The organism is Oxobacter pfennigii (assembly GCF_001317355.1).
Lineage (GTDB): Bacteria > Bacillota > Clostridia > Clostridiales > Oxobacteraceae > Oxobacter > Oxobacter pfennigii.
The window spans coordinates 461,664-481,204 of sequence record NZ_LKET01000039.1; the positions used below are offsets into that span (position 1 = coordinate 461,664).

Annotated in this window: 15 protein-coding genes; all 15 read left to right on the plus strand. The window is 31.0% G+C overall.

What is annotated here, in order from left to right:
• Positions 1-3: 3 nt before the first annotated feature.
• Positions 4-876: a glycosyltransferase family 2 protein gene (locus OXPF_RS15430; protein ID WP_054876112.1), complete on the plus strand. Its 873-nt coding sequence runs from the start codon at positions 4-6 to the stop codon at positions 874-876.
• Between the two features lie 10 nt (positions 877-886).
• Complete coding sequence (gene gmd / locus OXPF_RS15435) at positions 887-1,966, plus strand: GDP-mannose 4,6-dehydratase (protein ID WP_054876113.1); 1,080 nt, start codon at positions 887-889, stop codon at positions 1,964-1,966.
• Between the two features lie 22 nt (positions 1,967-1,988).
• Positions 1,989-2,921 carry a GDP-L-fucose synthase gene (fcl, locus tag OXPF_RS15440; RefSeq protein WP_054876114.1) on the plus strand — a complete coding sequence of 311 codons (933 nt, stop codon included), beginning with the start codon at positions 1,989-1,991 and terminating at the stop codon, positions 2,919-2,921.
• Positions 2,922-3,020: 99 nt separating this feature from the next.
• On the plus strand, positions 3,021-5,924 hold the full coding sequence (locus OXPF_RS15445) for an acyltransferase family protein (RefSeq protein ID WP_160317236.1): 2,904 nt from the start codon (positions 3,021-3,023) through the stop codon (positions 5,922-5,924).
• Between the two features lie 39 nt (positions 5,925-5,963).
• Entirely contained in the window at positions 5,964-6,653 is a 690-nt protein-coding gene (locus tag OXPF_RS15450; RefSeq protein WP_054876116.1) for an acyltransferase, read from the plus strand.
• Between the two features lie 110 nt (positions 6,654-6,763).
• Positions 6,764-7,426 (plus strand): PHP domain-containing protein, encoded by a 663-nt coding sequence (locus OXPF_RS15455; RefSeq protein WP_054876117.1) that lies wholly within the window; start codon positions 6,764-6,766, stop codon positions 7,424-7,426.
• Positions 7,426-8,328, plus strand: coding sequence for a decaprenyl-phosphate phosphoribosyltransferase (locus tag OXPF_RS15460; RefSeq protein WP_054876118.1), 903 nt, complete (start codon positions 7,426-7,428; stop codon positions 8,326-8,328). The genes OXPF_RS15455 and OXPF_RS15460 overlap by 1 nt, the downstream gene beginning before the upstream one ends.
• A gap of 46 nt (positions 8,329-8,374) precedes the next feature.
• Positions 8,375-8,719: an EamA family transporter gene (locus OXPF_RS23660; RefSeq protein ID WP_054876119.1), complete on the plus strand. Its 345-nt coding sequence runs from the start codon at positions 8,375-8,377 to the stop codon at positions 8,717-8,719.
• Positions 8,720-8,775: 56 nt separating this feature from the next.
• On the plus strand, positions 8,776-10,002 hold the full coding sequence (locus OXPF_RS15470) for an alginate O-acetyltransferase AlgX-related protein (RefSeq protein ID WP_054876120.1): 1,227 nt from the start codon (positions 8,776-8,778) through the stop codon (positions 10,000-10,002).
• Positions 10,003-10,045: 43 nt separating this feature from the next.
• The gene (locus tag OXPF_RS15475; protein ID WP_054876121.1) at positions 10,046-11,494 is read left to right on the plus strand and encodes an MBOAT family O-acyltransferase; all 1,449 of its coding nucleotides are present in this window, start codon (positions 10,046-10,048) and stop codon (positions 11,492-11,494) included.
• Positions 11,495-11,567: 73 nt separating this feature from the next.
• A complete protein-coding gene (locus tag OXPF_RS15480; RefSeq protein WP_054876122.1) occupies positions 11,568-12,674 on the plus strand; it encodes a glycosyltransferase family 4 protein in 1,107 nt (368 codons plus the stop codon).
• Between the two features lie 65 nt (positions 12,675-12,739).
• Entirely contained in the window at positions 12,740-13,840 is a 1,101-nt protein-coding gene (locus OXPF_RS15485) for a glycosyltransferase (RefSeq protein WP_054876123.1), read from the plus strand.
• A gap of 33 nt (positions 13,841-13,873) precedes the next feature.
• A complete protein-coding gene (locus tag OXPF_RS15490; RefSeq protein ID WP_054876124.1) occupies positions 13,874-15,346 on the plus strand; it encodes an undecaprenyl-phosphate glucose phosphotransferase in 1,473 nt (490 codons plus the stop codon).
• Between the two features lie 10 nt (positions 15,347-15,356).
• Positions 15,357-16,187, plus strand: coding sequence for a dTDP-4-dehydrorhamnose reductase (gene rfbD, locus OXPF_RS15495; protein ID WP_054876125.1), 831 nt, complete (start codon positions 15,357-15,359; stop codon positions 16,185-16,187).
• Between the two features lie 205 nt (positions 16,188-16,392).
• Positions 16,393-19,455 carry a cell wall-binding repeat-containing protein gene (locus tag OXPF_RS15500; RefSeq protein WP_054876126.1) on the plus strand — a complete coding sequence of 1,021 codons (3,063 nt, stop codon included), beginning with the start codon at positions 16,393-16,395 and terminating at the stop codon, positions 19,453-19,455.
• Positions 19,456-19,541 lie beyond the last annotated feature (86 nt).

Sequence of the window (19,541 nt, forward strand, 5' to 3'; positions counted from 1 at the left end):
AAAATGAATGTTAGCAATGTACAAAAATCTATCGTTTCTATAATCACCCCATCGTATAATCAGGCAAAATATATACAGAGGACTATAGAAAGTGTTCTATGTCAAAATTATAATGGTATTGAATATATAGTAGTTGACGGCAGTTCAACTGATAATACATTAAATATACTTAAGAGTTATAATTCAAAACTTAAATATGTATCAGAAACAGATAATGGACAAGCAAATGCTGTGAATAAAGGTATAAAAATTGCTAATGGTGATATTATTGGTTGGTTGAATTCAGATGATACTTATATGCCGGATACTATAAAGAAAGTTGTAGAATTTTTTAATACTAATAATTATGATGTTATTTACGGTAATGCATATTTTATCGATATTTATGATAAAGTTACAGGAGAATATCCAACTGAATCTTTCGATTATAAAAGATTGGCTGATAGATGTTATATTTGTCAACCAACTGTTTTTTTTAGAAAGTCAGTTATAGAGGATATAGGATATCTTGACGAGTCATTGCATTTATGCCTGGATTATGAACTATGGATACGCATGGGTAAAAAATATAAGTTTGCTTATTTAAATGATATACTTGCATCTTCAAGAATATATCCTGAAAATAAGACGTTGAGTAGACATTGTGAGGTATACGCAGAAGCACAAAAAATATTGTATGAACATTATGGATATATACCTTTGAGCTGGATTAAATCAAAGATTTTTTATGATAATCCTGATTACAGTAATAAAAAAGTAATTTATGAATCTTTAAAGCAGCTAATAAAACAAAATTATAAAAACCCATCAATAATTGTAAATGAGTTATATAAAGCATTTGTAAGGCAAATACAGGGTAAAGTGAGATGGAGATAGGGGGAACAAAATGAAAAAAGCACTTATAACAGGTATAACTGGTCAAGATGGTTCTTACCTTGCGGAATTACTTATAGAAAAAGGATATGAAGTACATGGAGTAATAAGGCGTAGTTCGTCTTTTAATACAAGCAGGATTGAGCATTTATACATTGATGAGCTTATAGAAGATATGCACCAAAAGAGAAAAGTATATTTGCATTATGGAGATATGACTGATTCAACTAATATTATATCTCTTATCCAAAATGTAAAGCCGGATGAGATATATAATCTAGCAGCACAATCCCATGTAAAAGTATCATTTGAAACTCCCGAATATACAGCTAACGCTGATGGAATCGGTACTTTGCGAATTCTTGAAGCTGTCAGACTACTTGGGATGATAGAAAAAACTAAAATTTATCAGGCTTCCACTTCTGAATTATTTGGTTTAGTTCAGGAAGTGCCACAAAAAGAAACAACTCCTTTCTATCCAAGAAGCCCATATGGAGTTGCAAAAATGTATGGATTTTGGATTATGAAGAATTATAGAGAAGCATATAATATGTTTGCTGTGAATGGGATACTCTTTAACCATGAATCTCCACGCAGAGGTGAGACATTTGTTACCAGGAAGATTACACTAGCAGCAGCAAGGATAGTCCAAGGCAAACAGAAGAAATTGTATTTGGGTAATCTTGATTCATTAAGAGATTGGGGCCACGCGAGAGATTATGTAGAGTGTATGTGGCTTATGCTCCAGTACGATAAACCAGAAGATTTTGTGATAGCTACAGGTGAGATGCATACTGTAAGGGAATTTTGTACACTCGCTTTTGAGGAAGCGGGAATTCAGCTTGAATGGCAAGGAAAAGGTGTAGATGAACGAGGAATAGATAAAGCTACTGGAAGAGTTATTGTAGAAGTAGATCCTAAGTATTTCAGGCCCACAGAGGTTGAACAATTACTTGGTGATCCTACGAAAGCCAGAGAATTACTGGGATGGAATCCAAGGAAAACAAGCTTTAATGATATGGTATCTGAAATGATATGGGAAGATATGAAGCTTGTTAAAAATGAGAAATATATAAGATGCGCATTTGATTAATATTATTATTGGGAGAAGTAGGATGAATATTGGTAGTAAGATATATGTGGCCGGACATAGGGGTATGGTTGGTTCAGCAATTATAAGAAGATTAAAAATAGACGGATATAATAATATAATAAATAAGACTTCTGCTGAATTGGATTTAAGAAGGCAATCTGAAGTCGAGGAATTCTTTGAATATGAAAAACCGGAATATGTTTTTTTAGCTGCTGCCAAGGTAGGCGGTATAGTTGCAAATAATATATATCCCGCGGAGTTTATTTATGACAATCTTATGATTGAAACCAATATTATTCATAGTGCATATAAATTCGAAGTCAAAAAGCTGCTTTTCCTAGGAAGTTCGTGTATATATCCAAGAAGGGCTGAACAGCCAATTAAGGAGGAATATTTGCTTGGTGGGTACCTGGAAAAAACTAATGAGGCTTATGCCATAGCGAAAATTTCTGGTCTTAAAATGTGTGAATATTATAATAAGCAGTATGGGACTGATTTTATAAGCGTAATGCCGACTAATCTATATGGACCCAATGACAATTATGACCTGCAAACATCTCACGTCCTTCCTGCTTTAATTAGAAAATTCTATGAAGCTAAGTTCAATAAAAGCAAATATGTAGAAATATGGGGCAGTGGAACTCCTAAAAGGGAATTTTTACATGTTGATGATCTGACAGATGCATGTTTATTTTTGATGCAAAATTATTCAGGTAGTGAAACAGTAAATATAGGTGTGGGTAATGACATATCAATAAATGAATTGGCGCTGCTTATTTCAGATGTTGTTGGTTTTACGGGTAAAATAGCATATGACAGGACGAAACCTGATGGGACACCAAGAAAATTATTGGATGTTTCTAAATTGAATAATCTTGGATGGAAAGCTAGCATCGATTTAAGAACAGGTATCAAAATGACCTATAAAGATTATATAAGTAATCTATATGTGTGATTTCGCTAAATATTCGAAGATAATATTTTTATCAAATAAAAGTGCTTGATAATTAATGTTGATATAAAACGATTTATAATTTTTCTGGAGTTGAGTGTTGTGGAATTAATTAACAAAAGAAATAGCTTGATCGATATTATTAGAGGTTTTGCTATTATAAATATCATCTTAATTCATACAGTTTGGTGGAGTGGGCAAATGTACATTCCTTATGACTTAATTAGAGATATCGCATTGCTAATTGATATACCCCTATTTATTTTTTTATCAGGTTGGTCAGTTAGTTATAAGGAATATAAGTTTAGTGATATTGTTAAAAGAATAATATCAAATTATATACCATATGTGATTATGATATTTTTTCTAATAGCTCTTCTTTTTTTATTTGATAAGGTTAGTGTACCTAGAGTGACTATATACAATTGGTTAACTTTAAAAAGTTTTGATTCTCTCGGATGGCATGTTGTGATGGGGAGTATGTGGTTTTTACCAGTATATTTTGTTATCTATTCTATAACTCCAATATTTCAGAAATTAATCAAAAATAACAGCCTATTTATATTTACTATAATTATATTAATACTGATGAATGCAATATTTACATTTACCAGTATTAATATTCAGAACTTAAATATTTACACTAATGTTACATTAAGATACTTTACTTTTTATATATTATTTTTCATTCTTGGTATGTATTTTAGTGATAAGTATATTGCTTTAAAAGAATTTCTAATTATTATACTCGGATTATTATTTATATTTCTACTTTATTTAGGCTATTATGGAAGTTTTGATGTTCAATCAAATAAATTTCCACCATCAGTTTTTTATTTAATTATTTCGTTGTTTTCAATTTTTATATCAATATATATTAAGAACTTTGAATTACCGTGCGAAAATTTATATAAAAAGAATGTTTTTTTGAAATTTCTTAATTATAGTGGCAGAAACTCATTGACCATATATTTGTATCAAGGATTTGGAGGATCTGTAATCTATTTATTAGCCAGCAAGCTTATACAACTAAAAGTAAGCTGGTATATAATAATGGTGCTATGTTTTATTGTAAACATTTTAGTGACATATTTACTTACAATAATATTTACACCTATTAACAAAAACGTTAATAGATTTATTGAATTAATTTATAGTAAGAATTCATTTAAATTTATATTAATAATATTTTCAGTTTTCATTCTTGTGAATATGATAATTATAGTTTCCCCTGAGCGATATGGTGATGGATTTGAATATATATATATGCTTCAAGCATTAGAAAATCATCTCACACCTGATGTTCTCCCGCAAGATATAATGGATGCTCAGATAATATTAAATCAAAATAATATAGTACCTTATTCAGATGCTTACTCAGGTTTTTTTGAATCATTGTCGGGAAAAATGTATTCTTATCATTTTTTCGGATATCCTTTAGTGGTTCTTCCTGTAAAGTTGGTATTAAAGTTATTTGATATTAATACTCTTAAGAGTTTTCAAATAACCAATGCTATATTCTATATTATTTCATTATGGATTACATATCTTTATACAGAATTTGATGAAAAAAAGAAGAAGATATTGGTTTTAATGCTAGCTGTAAATCCAATCATTTGGTATTTAAGATGGACTCACCCGGAAGTTGTTACATACAGCCTTATTATCATATCATTGGTAATGTTTTCAAGAAAAAAGTTAAAATTGTCTATGTTGTTTTCTGCAATAGCTTCTATGCAAAATCCTCCATTAGTAATTTTAATGGCTATATATTTAATCTTTTTTATTAAGCAATATAAAAAAGATTATAAAATTAAGGATGCAATCCTGATGATTATTTCATGTATTCCAGCAGGAATACCCAGCATTTTTTACTATTGTAATTATGCTACTCCAAATTTAATCATGAAGGTCGGCTCCGCAGGAATTAAGTATGTGAGCATTCAAAAAATATATGATTTGTTATTTGACCTAAATATGGGCATATTTCCATATCTGCCAATACTTTTGATATTATTTATTTATCTTTTGACAAGAAAACTATTTAAAAAAGATATATTAAGTTATATTTTTGCAGGCGGCTTACTTCTTATGATTATTTTATCAGCACAAACATCTAATTGGAATCATGGGTGCTCCGGTTTAAATAGATATGCTGTGTGGATGATTCCTATAATTATATATTATGTAATTCTTTATATAGATATAGAAAAATTTAAAAGTGCAGTTGCAATATCTTTAATTTTATCATGGTTTATAGTTTATCATGGTGGAGGATTTATTCCTAAATTATCGCATGTTGAAATGTTAGCACCTGCAAAAACAATATTAAATAATATGCCTTTTATTTATTCACCGGATTATGAAATATTTGCTGAAAGAGTATTATCAATCGGGGATACTACTTATGCAGATAAGTTTCCAATTGTTTATATTAATAATGGAAATGTTATGAAAGCATTGACAGATTATAAGGGTTTACAAAAAATGTCGAAATTGTTTGAAGTAATAGATAAAAAATATTATAATAAATTATTGCTAAAATTCAGTAAAAATCCTGATAAGGTAATGTATATTAATTTTAAGAAAAATCAGATGTCACAGTTCACTATGAGTCCATTGCCAGATGAAGGGTTTAGATATGACCTAAATATTGAAAATATACCAACGATAATTGGGCCTAATTCAAATATACAAATAAGTGCTAATCTAAAGAATATAAGTAATTATTTATGGGACAACAAGTTTTTAGAAAATAACAAGTATGCTATTGGTTTATCATATCATTGGCTCGATTCATATGGACAAGTCGTAATACATGATGGATTAAGAACCTATCTTGAAAGTCCTATTAAGCCAGGTGATATACAAAATATTAATATTAACATATTAACACCCTCCAATCCAGGCAGATATATATTAGAATTCGATATGATACAGGAGAATGTTGCATGGTTTGAGGATAAAGGTTCTAATACCATTGAAATAGCTGTAGAAATAAAATGATATAATTAATGTATGTAATGCTATTGTAGGAGGCCTACGATGAAATATGATACTGGAATTAACAATACAGTAGAAACTAATGAAAACATTGATTGGAATAAATTACAAGTATCCATTGCCGGTAATAACAACAGTGTTATTATAAAAACTAATAATATTGAGAGTTGTGAATTAGATGTTAAAGGAGATAACCATGAAATCATTATTTGTGAGAACTCTATCATAAAAAATCTAAGAGTGAATGTAAGGTCTTCTGATTCAATACATACAAATTGTTCAAGTCTTAAAATTAATGAAAATACTATAATAGAAAATACACAGGTTTTTTTACAAGGTGATAATACAAGAGTATCGATAGGAAAAGGAACAACGATATTAGGTTGCCTATTTTTTGCTGTAGAATGTGATAGTAATATAAGTATTGGTGAAGAATGCATGCTTTCTTGGGGAATAGAAATAAGAACAAGCGATTGGCATTCTATATATGATATTGAAACTAACGAAAGGATTAATATGCAAAAGTCAGTTTATTTACATAACAGAGTTTGGATTGGGTCATATGCAGTAATCTTGAAGGGAGTAAATATAGATAGCGATAGTATTGTTGGTACACATTCAATAGTGACAAAATCGGTACCCTCTAACTGTATTGTGGCAGGTAATCCAGCAAAAATAATAAGGGAAAATGTACGCTGGGGTAGAGAAGACTATATTCATAAAAACAAATAAGCATATTAGTGAGACAAATTCGTTTTAAATATGATACTATTATATTTCGAATATAATGAAATTCTATCTGTGTATATGTTATTAGATGTTTTAAGAAGGGATGCAGCATAATGGGTGTTATTAATGTAGACATGCATATTCATACTATAGACTCTAAAGATAGTTTGTGTAGCTATGAATCAATTTTAAAAGTATGTAAAAAAAGAAATATTGATTGCATTGCTATATGTGATCATGATTCTATAAGAGGTGCCCAAATTATTTCAAATATGAACACCGAGATTAAAATAATTATTGGTGAAGAGATAAATACTGCACAGGGTGAAATAATAGGGTTGTTTCTTAAACAGTGGATTGAACCTAATATGGATGTATTCAATACAATAAAAAAAATTCGAGAGCAAAATGGAATAGTATATATTCCTCATCCATTTGATAGGCTTAGAAAAAAGAGGCTAAAACCCGATGTTCTATATGATGTGTGTGAACTTTCAGATATAATCGAAGTCTTTAATTCGAGAAATGTATATAATGAAGATAACATTAAAGCATTTGAATTTGCACAGAGTAAAGAAATTTTGAAAGGTTTGGGAAGTGATGCTCATACACCGTTCGAAATAGGCAATTCTTATATAAAAATGCAGGATTTTAACTCCCCAGAGGAATTCCTTACTAGTTTATCGAATGCACAGTATATCACAAAGAAAAGTCCATTGTTCGTTCATTTTATAACTAAAATTGTGAAGCATTATAACAGATGGAGGACACGTTGATGAATTTGAAATATATACATGTAGAAGAAAAAGTAAACATAATTAATGAAGTTTTTAAGCTTTGTAGGATAAAGCAATGGATAAAAAACGGATTTGTTGCGGCTGCAATAATTTTTTCAGGTAACTTTTTCAATATTAAGCTTTTATTTTCTACTTTTTTAACTTTTTTTATGTTTAGTTTCATATCTTCTTGTGTGTATATATTAAATGATATTGTAGATGTGAACGAGGATAAAAGACATCCTGAAAAAAGAAAAAGACCTATTGCAAAAGGAACGATATCTGTGAGTGTAGCAATAGTAATACTTTTATGTTTATTTATCTCTTCGATTGTTTTTTCTTACTTTATCAATGTTAGATTAACTGTGATACTTATCATATATTTTCTGATTAATATTGCATACTCATTTAAGTTAAAAAATATTATGATTGTTGATGTAATGACTATAGCCATAGGGTTTATTTTGAGAGTTGTATCAGGTGCAATTGTCATTGATGTAAGATTATCCTACTGGCTCTTGATATGTACTGCCTTAGTCTCTTTATATTTAGGTTTTGCTAAAAGAAAAAATGAGTTGATTGTCATGAGGGAAAAAGCAGGCATACATCGTACTATACTTTCTAAATATACCATTGAGTATTTAGATAAGATACTTATAATTGTAATGACACTTACTATAATAACATATGCGCTTTATGTAATTAATGGTACTGATTATAAAGGTATGATTTTGACTGTACCCTTTGTACTATATGGTACATTTAGATATGAATATTTGATAATGAATAAAAACTTTGGAGGAAGTCCGGAAGATATTTTTATCGAGGACAAACCCTTTTTAATTAATATTATTGCTTGGGTTATAGTTTCAGTAATATCTATTTACTTTGTCAAGATGTAATTATGTGTAAATATTATTCAATATTAACGGAAAGAATGGTAAAAATATGAATAAATACTTTATCGCATTTCTTAGCATCTTTTTCGGTGCTGTTGCACAATTATTTTTGAAAAAAGGATCAGATGTTTTTTCAAAGCTTAGTTTAAATTCATTCACTATATTATTTACTAATAAATATATTTTAACTGGTTTATTTCTATATGGAGCTAGTGCGCTATTATGGATCAACGTTCTCTCGAAAATGAAATTAAGTGCTGCATATCCTTTAGTGAGTTTTGGATATGTATTAACCTTTATTTTATCTTATATATTTTTACATGAAAATATATCCATGTATCAAGTCGCAGGCCTATTATTGATAATCTCTGGGATTATTGTGATATCGTTATAGCTTCTATTGGGAATTATTTATATAAGAAACAAAAGTTATCATATGAGGTGAATTATTTGAAGAACATCTTATTAAAAAATAAGAATCGATTAAAAAGTAATAGTAATCTACCAAAATCAGATGTTGTTACTTCAATATCTTTAATATTGTTATTTTTTTGTATTTTAACATCTCTATATTTTGCTCAATTATTAAAATTAACAAAAAATGAAGAACTCTCAGGGGTTATAAACACTACTAAAAGAGACAATTTAAGTTGGGATAAATATTGGACAGGAGAATATCAAAAGAATTTTAGTGAATGGTTTATGCAAAGTTTTCCACATAGAAATAATATCATAAGATCATATTCTCAATTTAAATATTCTGTATTCGGAAAATCACCAAATAGTAGTGTAGTCATTGGTAAGGATAATACTTTATATGGCTCAGGTGATATAGATGAATATCTGCAACTTAGACCAATCGCATCGGATGAATATTTAAATATACTCATCGATGATATAAAGTATATTAATAATTTTTGTGATTTAAATGATATTATATTTTTTCTTTTAATTACACCTAGTAAAGCTGATATTTACCCTGAAAGGATACCAGATAAATACTATTTTATGGCTCCAGTTAATAAAAAAGATAGTGCATATTTACGGTTTATTGCACTTCTTGAAAATAACGATATTGGATATTTTGATTCAGCAAAATATCTAAAAGAAAACCGAGATAAAATTAAATATCCACTCTTTGCAACTACTGGAGTGCATTGGAACTATATTGCATCAGCATATGCTGCATCCGGATTTTTCGAGTCAATGTATGAGCGTACTGGTATACGTTTAAAAAAAATGGTAGTCACTGGCGTTGATGAAGTAGAATCGCCAGTAGCACCTGATACAGACCTCCTTGATCTTATGAATCTATATAAAGGTACCATGGATACAAAATACTATTATCCACGTATAAGTTTCACTGAATCGCCTAATACGGTAAAACCCAATCTTTTTATAAGGGGAGGAAGTTTTAATAACGAAATTTTGGATATCATAGGTGACAAAGATGTATTTAGTAATATTGATTTTATGTTCTATAACGTTGCTGTTCGATCATTTCCAAGCGGATATTATGAAATAGATAATGAATTTAAAAATGTCAATTTTGGTGAATTATTAAAAAATAAGGATATGATTATTATTGAAGTTAATCAGGAAGCTATAGGCAGTATGAGGACAGGCTTTATGGAATACTTCGTAAAATGGATTGAAAACGGTGGCTTTTCCCAATAAACACATTATTTACATTAATTTATTTTTCTTCTGAGGTGAAAATATGGTATTCAGTTCTCCAGAGTTTATATTTATTTTTTTGCCGATAACATTATTTGTATATTACATATTACCTAATAAACTAAGAAATTTTTGGCTTATGCTCACATCATTTATTTTTTATTCTTGGAGCGGTGCCAAATACGCTGTTTTAATACTGCTCTGCACGGTTATCAATTATATATTTGGTATACTGATAGGGGAACCTGAGTTTAATGATAACAACAATAAGTTAAGAAAATATTACTTTATATGTGCTATACTGATTAATCTTTTTGTACTAACATATTTTAAATATTACAATTTTTTAATTGATAATATTATATATATTGGTAAATTATTTAAGTTTGGTTTAGTAATATCAAATGAAAAAATACTATTGCCTGTTGGGATATCTTTTTTTACTTTTCAGATAATGTCATATATTATTGATGTATACATGGGTTCTGTTAAACCACAAAAAAATTTTATACACCTGTCTCTTTATATAATGCTTTTTCCGCAGTTAATAGCAGGTCCAATTGTTCGTTATATAGATGTAGCAGAACAAATTGTACATAGAATAATTAATCCAGGTAAGTTCTATGATGGTATTAAACGATTCATATTGGGTTTTGCTAAAAAAGTATTTATTGCAAATAATGTAGGTTATGTAGCTGATTATATTTTTAATGCACCTCAACATTATAATATGGGAACTGCATGGCTAGCTATATTCTGTTACGCATTACAAATCTACTATGATTTTTCCGGATATTCAGATATGGCAATAGGCCTTGGTAAATTGTTTGGGTTTGATTTTCTTGAGAATTTTAAATATCCATACATAGCAAACAGTATAAGAGATTTTTGGAGACGCTGGCATATTTCACTTTCTACCTGGTTTAGAGATTATTTGTATATTCCATTGGGAGGCAATAGAAAAGGAGAAATTAATACGTATAGAAATCTTTTGATGGTTTTTTTTATGACTGGCTTATGGCATGGGGCTAGTTGGAACTTTGTTATTTGGGGGCTTTATCATGGTTTTTTCCTTATAATTGAAAGAAGTGGTTTTGGAAAACTATTAGACAAATTACCATTAATAATTCAAAGAATATATACATTATTTGTTGTGCTTATCGGATGGGTATTTTTTAGAATGGATACATTACAATCTTCTGTGAAATTTATACATGCACTTTTTAGCTTTAATTTAAGCGGAACAAGTTATGTGCTTAGGGTTATTGATAATGAGTCTATTTTTATTATAATAATAGCCATTATCTTTTCTACACCTATATATAATTATTTAAAAGATACTATTGAAAGAACTTTCATTTCAAAAATAAATAGTATTGCATATTTAATAGCAAGAATTTCATATAATTTTGCTTTAATTCTAATATTTATTGTATCTATCTTGTATATGTCAGGTACTGATTTCAATCCGTTTATATATTTTCGATTTTAATCTGTTATATATTGAATAATTATATTAATATTGTTAGCAAAACAGTCTGTAAATGACAAAGAGGATAAAAAATATGAAAATAGCATTTAATGGTTTAGTTATTGATAAGTATAAAGCTGGTGTCGGGCATTATGGATATAATCTCATGAAATCTTTAATAAATAAGATATCTCAATATGATAATATAGACATCACTTTTTTTTTACAGCAAGATATTAATATTGAATCTCAAGCTGTTAAATATTATAAAAAATTTATTAGTCCATCTGAGAGGATGCTAAATGAACAATTTTTATTTCCATTAAAACTCAAAATGAACGATTATGATTTAGTTCATTATATAGATTACAGCAGCTCTATTATAAATTTCAACCAAAGGTTTCTAACAACCATTCATGATTTAACATTTTTAAAGTATCCTGAAACTTTTCCTGCAAAGAACAGGAAATTGAAGACGTTTTTAACCCCATATAGCATTAAACGCTCGGAAAAAATAATTACTATTTCTGAAAATACAAAGAGCGATATAATTAATTTCTTTCCTGAGGCTCAAGGAAAGATTAAAGTAATATATCCTGGCAAGGGTGACTATAGAAGAGTTGAGAACTTTTCTATTATTGAAAAGGTTAAGATTAAATATAATCTTCCTGATAACTATATACTATTTGTTGGAACTATGGAGCCAAGAAAAAACATTTCCAGGTTAATCGAAGCCTTTGAAATAATATACAGTCATAATAAAGACATATCTCTTGTATTGCTTGGGGGAAAAGGTTGGCTTTACAAAGAAATATTTAATAAGATAGAATATAGTAAGGCAAAATCTAATATTCGCTATATTGGGTATGCTGCACAGGCTGATATGCCTGCTATATATAGTGGAAGCAATATGCTTGTTTATCCTTCATTATATGAGGGATTCGGCCTTCCCCCTCTTGAGGCTATGAGCTGTGGCGTCCCGGTAATCGTATCGGATACATCATCGCTTCCTGAGGTAGTAGGGGATGCGGGATTATATATTGATCCATATAATGTCGAGAGCATATCAGAAAGAATAAATAATTTTCTGATAGATTCAAATTTAAGAGAAGAATGCATTCGTAAAGGCTTATTAAGAGCAGATAAATTTAATTGGGATAGTACCGCTGAGCAGATAATAGATATTTATCGAGAAATTTAAATTAGATAGTATGTGAAAAATGACTGTGGAATTTATCATCTTGGTATTACAAAGGAGAGGAAATAATGAAAGTTGCGATTGTTCATGAATGGCTTGCAGGATTAGGCGGATCTGAGAAAGTAATGAAAGCAATACATGACATTTTCCCGGAAGCCCCTGTGTATACATTTGTATATAATGAGAAGAACATGCCAGATGAGTATAAGAGTATGGATATAAGGACGTCTTATCTTCAGAAAATTCCTTTTGCAAAACAGAAGTATCAACTTCTGTTAAATTTTATGCCTACTGCAGTTGAGCAATATGATTTGTCTGAGTATGATGTTGTCATAAGTTCATCAACGTGCTGTGCAAAAGGTGTTCTGACCAAAAGTAATACGCTTCATATTTGCTATTGTCATACTCCGATGAGATATGCATGGGACTTATATCACGAATATATTGCTGATAAGAACAAGCTACTGAGAATGTATATTGCATACTCTATGAATAGAATAAGAATTTGGGACAGGATTTCTGCGGATAGAGTAGACTATTTTATTGCAAATTCCAAATATGTTGCAAATAGAATAGAAAAGACATATAGGAGGAATTCAAAAGTTATTTATCCCCCTGTAGATGTTGATTTTTACACACCAGGTAATGAAACTGAAGATTTCTATCTTATTGTGTCCAGGCTAGTTAGTTATAAAAAGGTTGAGCTTGCTATTGAAGCTTTTAATGAACTTGGATTAACACTAATAATAATCGGAGGCGGACCTGAATATAAAAAATGTAAAAGCATCGCTAAGGATAATATAATCTTCAAGGGTAAATTATCCAATGAAGAGGTAAGAGACTACTATAGAAGATGCAAAGCTTTTGTCTTTCCAGGAGAGGAAGATTTCGGAATCACTCCTGTTGAAGCTCAATCTTGTGGAAAGCCAGTCATTGCATTTGGTAAGGGCGGAACTCTTGAAACGATTATAGATGGTAAAACCGGTGTTTTCTTTTATAGTCAAGATGTGAAATCCTTAAAAGAAGCAGTATTAAAAGTCGAGAGTGATTATGATATATTCGATAAACAATATATAAGAGAGCACGCATCGAAATATAGTATAAATAGGTTTAAAGCTGAATTTATCGAGTTTTTTAATCAAAAGCTTAAAGAGTTTAATGAGAAATAATAAAATTAATTTAATTTGGAAGTGTGATTATTTATGATAAAGGAAAATCAAAAATTCTTAAACAAAATTTTGCTGATAATAGACATTTGTTTAATCTTCTTATCTTTGGTATTTTCATGGATAATAAGATTTAAAAGTAATTTATTCAATGTTGAAGGTCAATATTTGAGTTTCAATAATTATATTAGGCCAGTGATTTTTGTTGTTCCAATTTTCATTACTTTATATTATTTATTTAAGTTGTATGAGCCTTATAGGATTAGGAACTTTTCGGAAGAAATCTTAAATATAATAAAAGCAAATGCTTCAGGTATTTTATTATTTGTATTGATATTATTTCTATTCAAAGAGATAGACTACTCAAGAATATTATTATTTATATTTTCAATTATCAGCACAATAACAATTATTATTGAAAGAACTATTGCCAGGCTGATATTGAGGATGGTAAGAAAGAAAGGTTATAATATTAAATATGTGATTGTTATAGGATATAGTGACCTGACTAATGAGCTCTTGAAAAGAATCAGGTCAAATAGACATTGGGGATACAATATATTAGGCATATTGGATGACAATAAATATGCAGTTAAAACAAAACAAAAAATCGCAGTCAATCATAATAATGTAATAGACAATATAGTTTTAGAACAGGTTGCAGTATCAAATTCAGAACCATATATTATGGGGAAAATAAATGAGTTGGAGCATTATCTCAATAATCAAAATATCGATGAAGTATTTATAACACTGGATATTAAAGAGTATGATAAACTAAAAAATATTATTGCAGTATGTGAAAAATGCGGTGTAAGGACGCAAATTATTCCTGATTATTTTAAATACCTTCCTGCAAGGCCATATGTTGAAGAAATAGATGGATTGCCTTTGATAAATATAAGGTATATACCGTTAGATAATATAATTAATAAAATTATAAAAAGGCTACTTGATATAACAGCAGCTATTTTTTGCATTCTAATTACTTCACCAATAATGTTAATCACTGCGTTAATTATAAAAATAACTTCTCACGGACCTGTGTTATTTAAACAGGAAAGAGTAGGCTTAAACAGGCGTAATTTTAAAATGTACAAATTTCGTTCAATGATTGTACAAGATGATGAAGAAGAAAAAACACAATGGACTATAAAGGATGACCCAAGAAAAACAAAGTTTGGAAACTTCATAAGAAAGACAAGTATTGATGAATTACCACAGTTTTTCAATGTGCTAAAAGGGGACATGAGCATTATCGGTCCAAGACCTGAGAGGCCATATTTTGTCGAACAATTCAAAGAAGAAATACCCAAATATATGATTAAACACCAGGTTAGGCCGGGAATAACCGGCTGGGCCCAGGTAAACGGTTTTAGAGGAGACACATCCATAAAAAAGAGAATTGAGCATGATTTGTACTATATAGAAAACTGGACATTATGGCTGGACATAAAGATTGTTTTTCTCACAATATTCAATGGGCTTGTAAATAAAAACGCATATTAGAGGTGTTGAAATGAAGGTGTTGGTAACGGGTGCCAAGGGACAACTGGGGATAGACTTAGCAAATATATTAAAAGAAAACTACGATGTTATCGGACTATCTTCTCAGGATTTGGATATAACGAATATCAACACCGTGGTTAATACAGTAAAACGACAAAAGCCGGACATCATAATAAATTGTGCCGCATATGCAAAGGTGGACGACTGCGAGAAAAATATTGATCTGGCATACAAAGTCAATGCAATAGGTACCAAGAATTTAGCAGCAGCGGCTATTGGGACTAATTCCCGCTTGCTTCACATATCTACTGATTTTGTGTTTGATGGCGAAAAGCATGAACCCTATATAGAATTCGATACACCGAATCCTTTAAGCATATATGGAAAGTCTAAGCTGGCAGGAGAAAACCTTATTAAAGAAATATGTCAGAAGCATTATATATTAAGAACGGCCTGGTTGTATGGCAAGAACGGCCAAAATTTTGTAAAGACCATGCTAAAGCTTGCAGAATCCAGAGACACTTTAACTGTAGTTGATGACCAAATAGGGTGTCCTACGTACACCATGGATTTAGTAAAGGTAATCGATATGCTAATAAAAACCGATGCTTATGGAACATATCATGTCACTAATGAAGGGCAATGCAGCTGGAATGATTTTGCTAAAAAGATATTTGAGATGGCAGGCAAGACTATGAATGTACTGCCCATATCATCTGTGGAATATAACAGCCCTGCGAAGCGTCCTAAGTATTCCGTGCTAAAGAATTATATGCTGGAGCTGCAGTTTGGTTATAAAACAAGGCCATGGGAAAAAGCGCTGCAGGACTTTTTTGAATAAAATAACCAATGAAATTCTGGAACCTAAACTATAAAAATCCGTCAAAATAACTGTGATATTTTGGCGGATTTTTCTTGTATAGTCAAATTTCACATAAAATTTAAAGATATATTCATAAATGCGACACAAATTATCCGAAAAAATGTTATATTATAAAAGAGTATAATTAATATAATTGTGCATTTTAGCAGAAAGGAGCTAAAAAATGAGTAAGAAAATTAAAAGGATTTTCGTATTGAGCCTTGTGTTCTGTATGATTTTAACTCAGATGGTTACAGCAAATACCGCATTTGCAGCTGTAAATATCAATAAAATCACAGGCCTTGATAAATACGAAACGGCCGTTAAAGTTTCCCAGTCGGGATGGACAACTTCTAAATATGTTGTATTGGCATATGGAGAGGATTTTCCTGATGCGCTTTGTTCAGCGCCTCTGGCTAAGAAATACGACGCGCCTATTTTACTTACACCAACTAATACTCTTCCCACAACGGTAATAAATGAGATATTGAGATTAGGTGCCACAAATATTATGATTGTCGGCGGAGAAGGCGTAATTTCAAAATCAATAGAGGATTATTTAAAAAACAATGGAAAAACTGTTACCCGTCTTTGGGGAGCTGATAGGTATGAAACATCTCTGGCTGTCGCTAACCACATAGGTGATACTTCGCAAGTAGTGCTTGCATATGCGGAAAATTATCCCGATGCATTATCTATATCATCAATAGCAGCAGCTCACGGCATGCCTATACTTTTAACAGACATAACAAGCATGCCGGCTAAAGTAAAAACTTTTATAGGAAATAAAAAAGTATTTGTTGTAGGCGGCACAGGTGTCATAAGCGACGCCGTTGTATCAGGTTTAAATGCTGAAAGATTAAGCGGTATGGACAGGTATGAAACCAACGCAGCAATATTAAGAAGATTTTCAGATTTAAATTTCAGCAAAGCATTCCTCGCAACAGGCTTGGATTATACATATGCGTTAATTGCTTCACCTCTTGCAGCACTTACATATTCGCCGGTAATTTTGGCAGACAACCCTATGGTGACAGAAACCAAAAGCATTATTTCTGAAAAAGTAAAAGATGGTACAAATGTGCTGTCAATAGGAAATGTATCTGATGTTGTATTAGGCTCCATAAGCGGTGGAGTAATAGATGGGGGAACTTCACAGGATCTTAAGATAACCTCCATAACTCCCTTAGTACAGAGCGGAAGAGTGGTACGTATTCAATTTAATAAACAGGTACCGGCCTTCACTTCTTCAGATGTTACAGTTACTAATAAAGCCTCCGGACAACTGGTGGGAGTATACGATGTTTTGTTTGCAACCAACGGAATGAGTGCAAATGTAGAATTTATTGAGGATACCAGCAATGCACAATACCTTGAAGAAGGAGAAACGTACACATTTACCATAAGAATTAATGAAAACACTATTAGTTATGACTATGCGCGTTCATCTGCAGCAACAGGAAGGGTAATAAATGTTGATAAAGATGAAGAGGAAATAGAAGTGCTTGATGAAAATGAAGATACAGAATGGTATAGTGTACCAAGCAATTTAAAAATAGATTACCAAGAGGTATTAGGCCTCCAAATTAACCTCAGCCTGGATGATAACGAAATAATAAACTACTCCACAAGTTCTGACAAAGTAAAACATGACGCAGTTGAAATTGATGTAGATGAGATGACAGCTACATTAATTTCAGAAGATGACGAATATAATATATCTGATAATCTTATATTCCGAATAAACGGACAAATAGAGGATGATGAAGATGAACTGGATGGAGAGTACGATTATGCTAAAATAGTATTGGATTCGCGTAACAACATAGTTTTCATGGACCTTTATGATTGGGAAAATTTCTTAGTAGTAGAGGATGTTGATGACTATGTCATATACAGCTACGACAATGAGATTGATGTTGAAGACTTCACTATTGTGAAGAGTGGTAAGACAATCGACTATAAAGCTGTAAAAGCTGGAGACATAGTGTTTTATAATGAAGATGCGGAATTCGCTGAAGTATATAATAAAACTGTAGAAGATGAGATAGAAGATGTCACGGAAGTGGATTTTACATTTGACGGAGAAGAATATACATATGAGATAAATAATGATTATGATACAGAAATGATACTTTATCTAAATAGAAACAGACTTGAATATTTTGACAGTGACGCTGCGCTGGATATGGAAGACGAGGAAGTAACCCTTTATTTTGACAGGGCAGGGAATGCGATATTTGTAAATGCGGGAGATATAAGTTCCAGTTCAGCCTCGTTGATAGCTTATGTTGTCAATGACACCAGATCCACATCTACGAGAAACGGCTATGTATGGACCCTTGATGTTGTTGATGAAAATGGGGACTATACCGAATACGATGTAGATGAAGATGATATAGACGATGACGATTTCTTCACTGCTCCAAGAGGACTGGACTGGGAAGATATCGTTGCAGGCACTTTAGTTGGAATAACCTTAGATAAAGATGATAACTTAGTGGAAGTTGAATTTTTAGAAGAAGTTATAGTTGACAACGACCAGAACGGCGAAGTGTGTTTCGAAGCCGGTGATAGATATGTGGACGACTACAGGCTCAATGCAGATACAGTTATGTTCAATGTAGAAAAATTCGATGAAGATGATGATTATGACGAGGATGATAATCCAATAGATATCAGTCTGTTTGAAGATATAAACTATGATGAAATAATAAGATGCAGGGTATTTGTCGATGATGGCGATGATGTTCTGGCCGTAATAGTTGAAGAATCTGACAGGTCAGGCTCAGTATATACAGAAGAATATACTGTCGTACTTGATTCCAATCCAACAAAGCTGTCAAATGAAGATACATGGAGATTGAAGGTCTGGTTGGATGGAGAGCTTAAAAACCTGCGCACAGAGAAAAATGAAGGAACTTTAAGGGGAATATCCCTTTATGCAGGAGACGTAGTGGAAATTTCAGTAGATGAAGATACAGAAGAAATAATTGACGTTTATGAACTTAACTACCTTATAGAAGATGCAGAAGTGGAAAGCGTAACGCGGTCCAGCAGTAAGATACAGATAGATGGAGTTACATATACGCTTGAAGATGATGCCATAATTTACGATATATCCGATATAGATAATATAGAGGAAATATCACTAAGGGATATCGACGATGGCGATATAGTTACCTTATATCTTGTATCTTCCGGCTCAAAGTTTGTAAGAGCTGTTGTAGTAACTGACAGAAATTAGTTAACAAACTAAATAGTTATATAAGGAAATAACAAAGACCAAAGAGGGGGGACGGTTCATTACTGTTTATCTTTTAAAGAAAATTA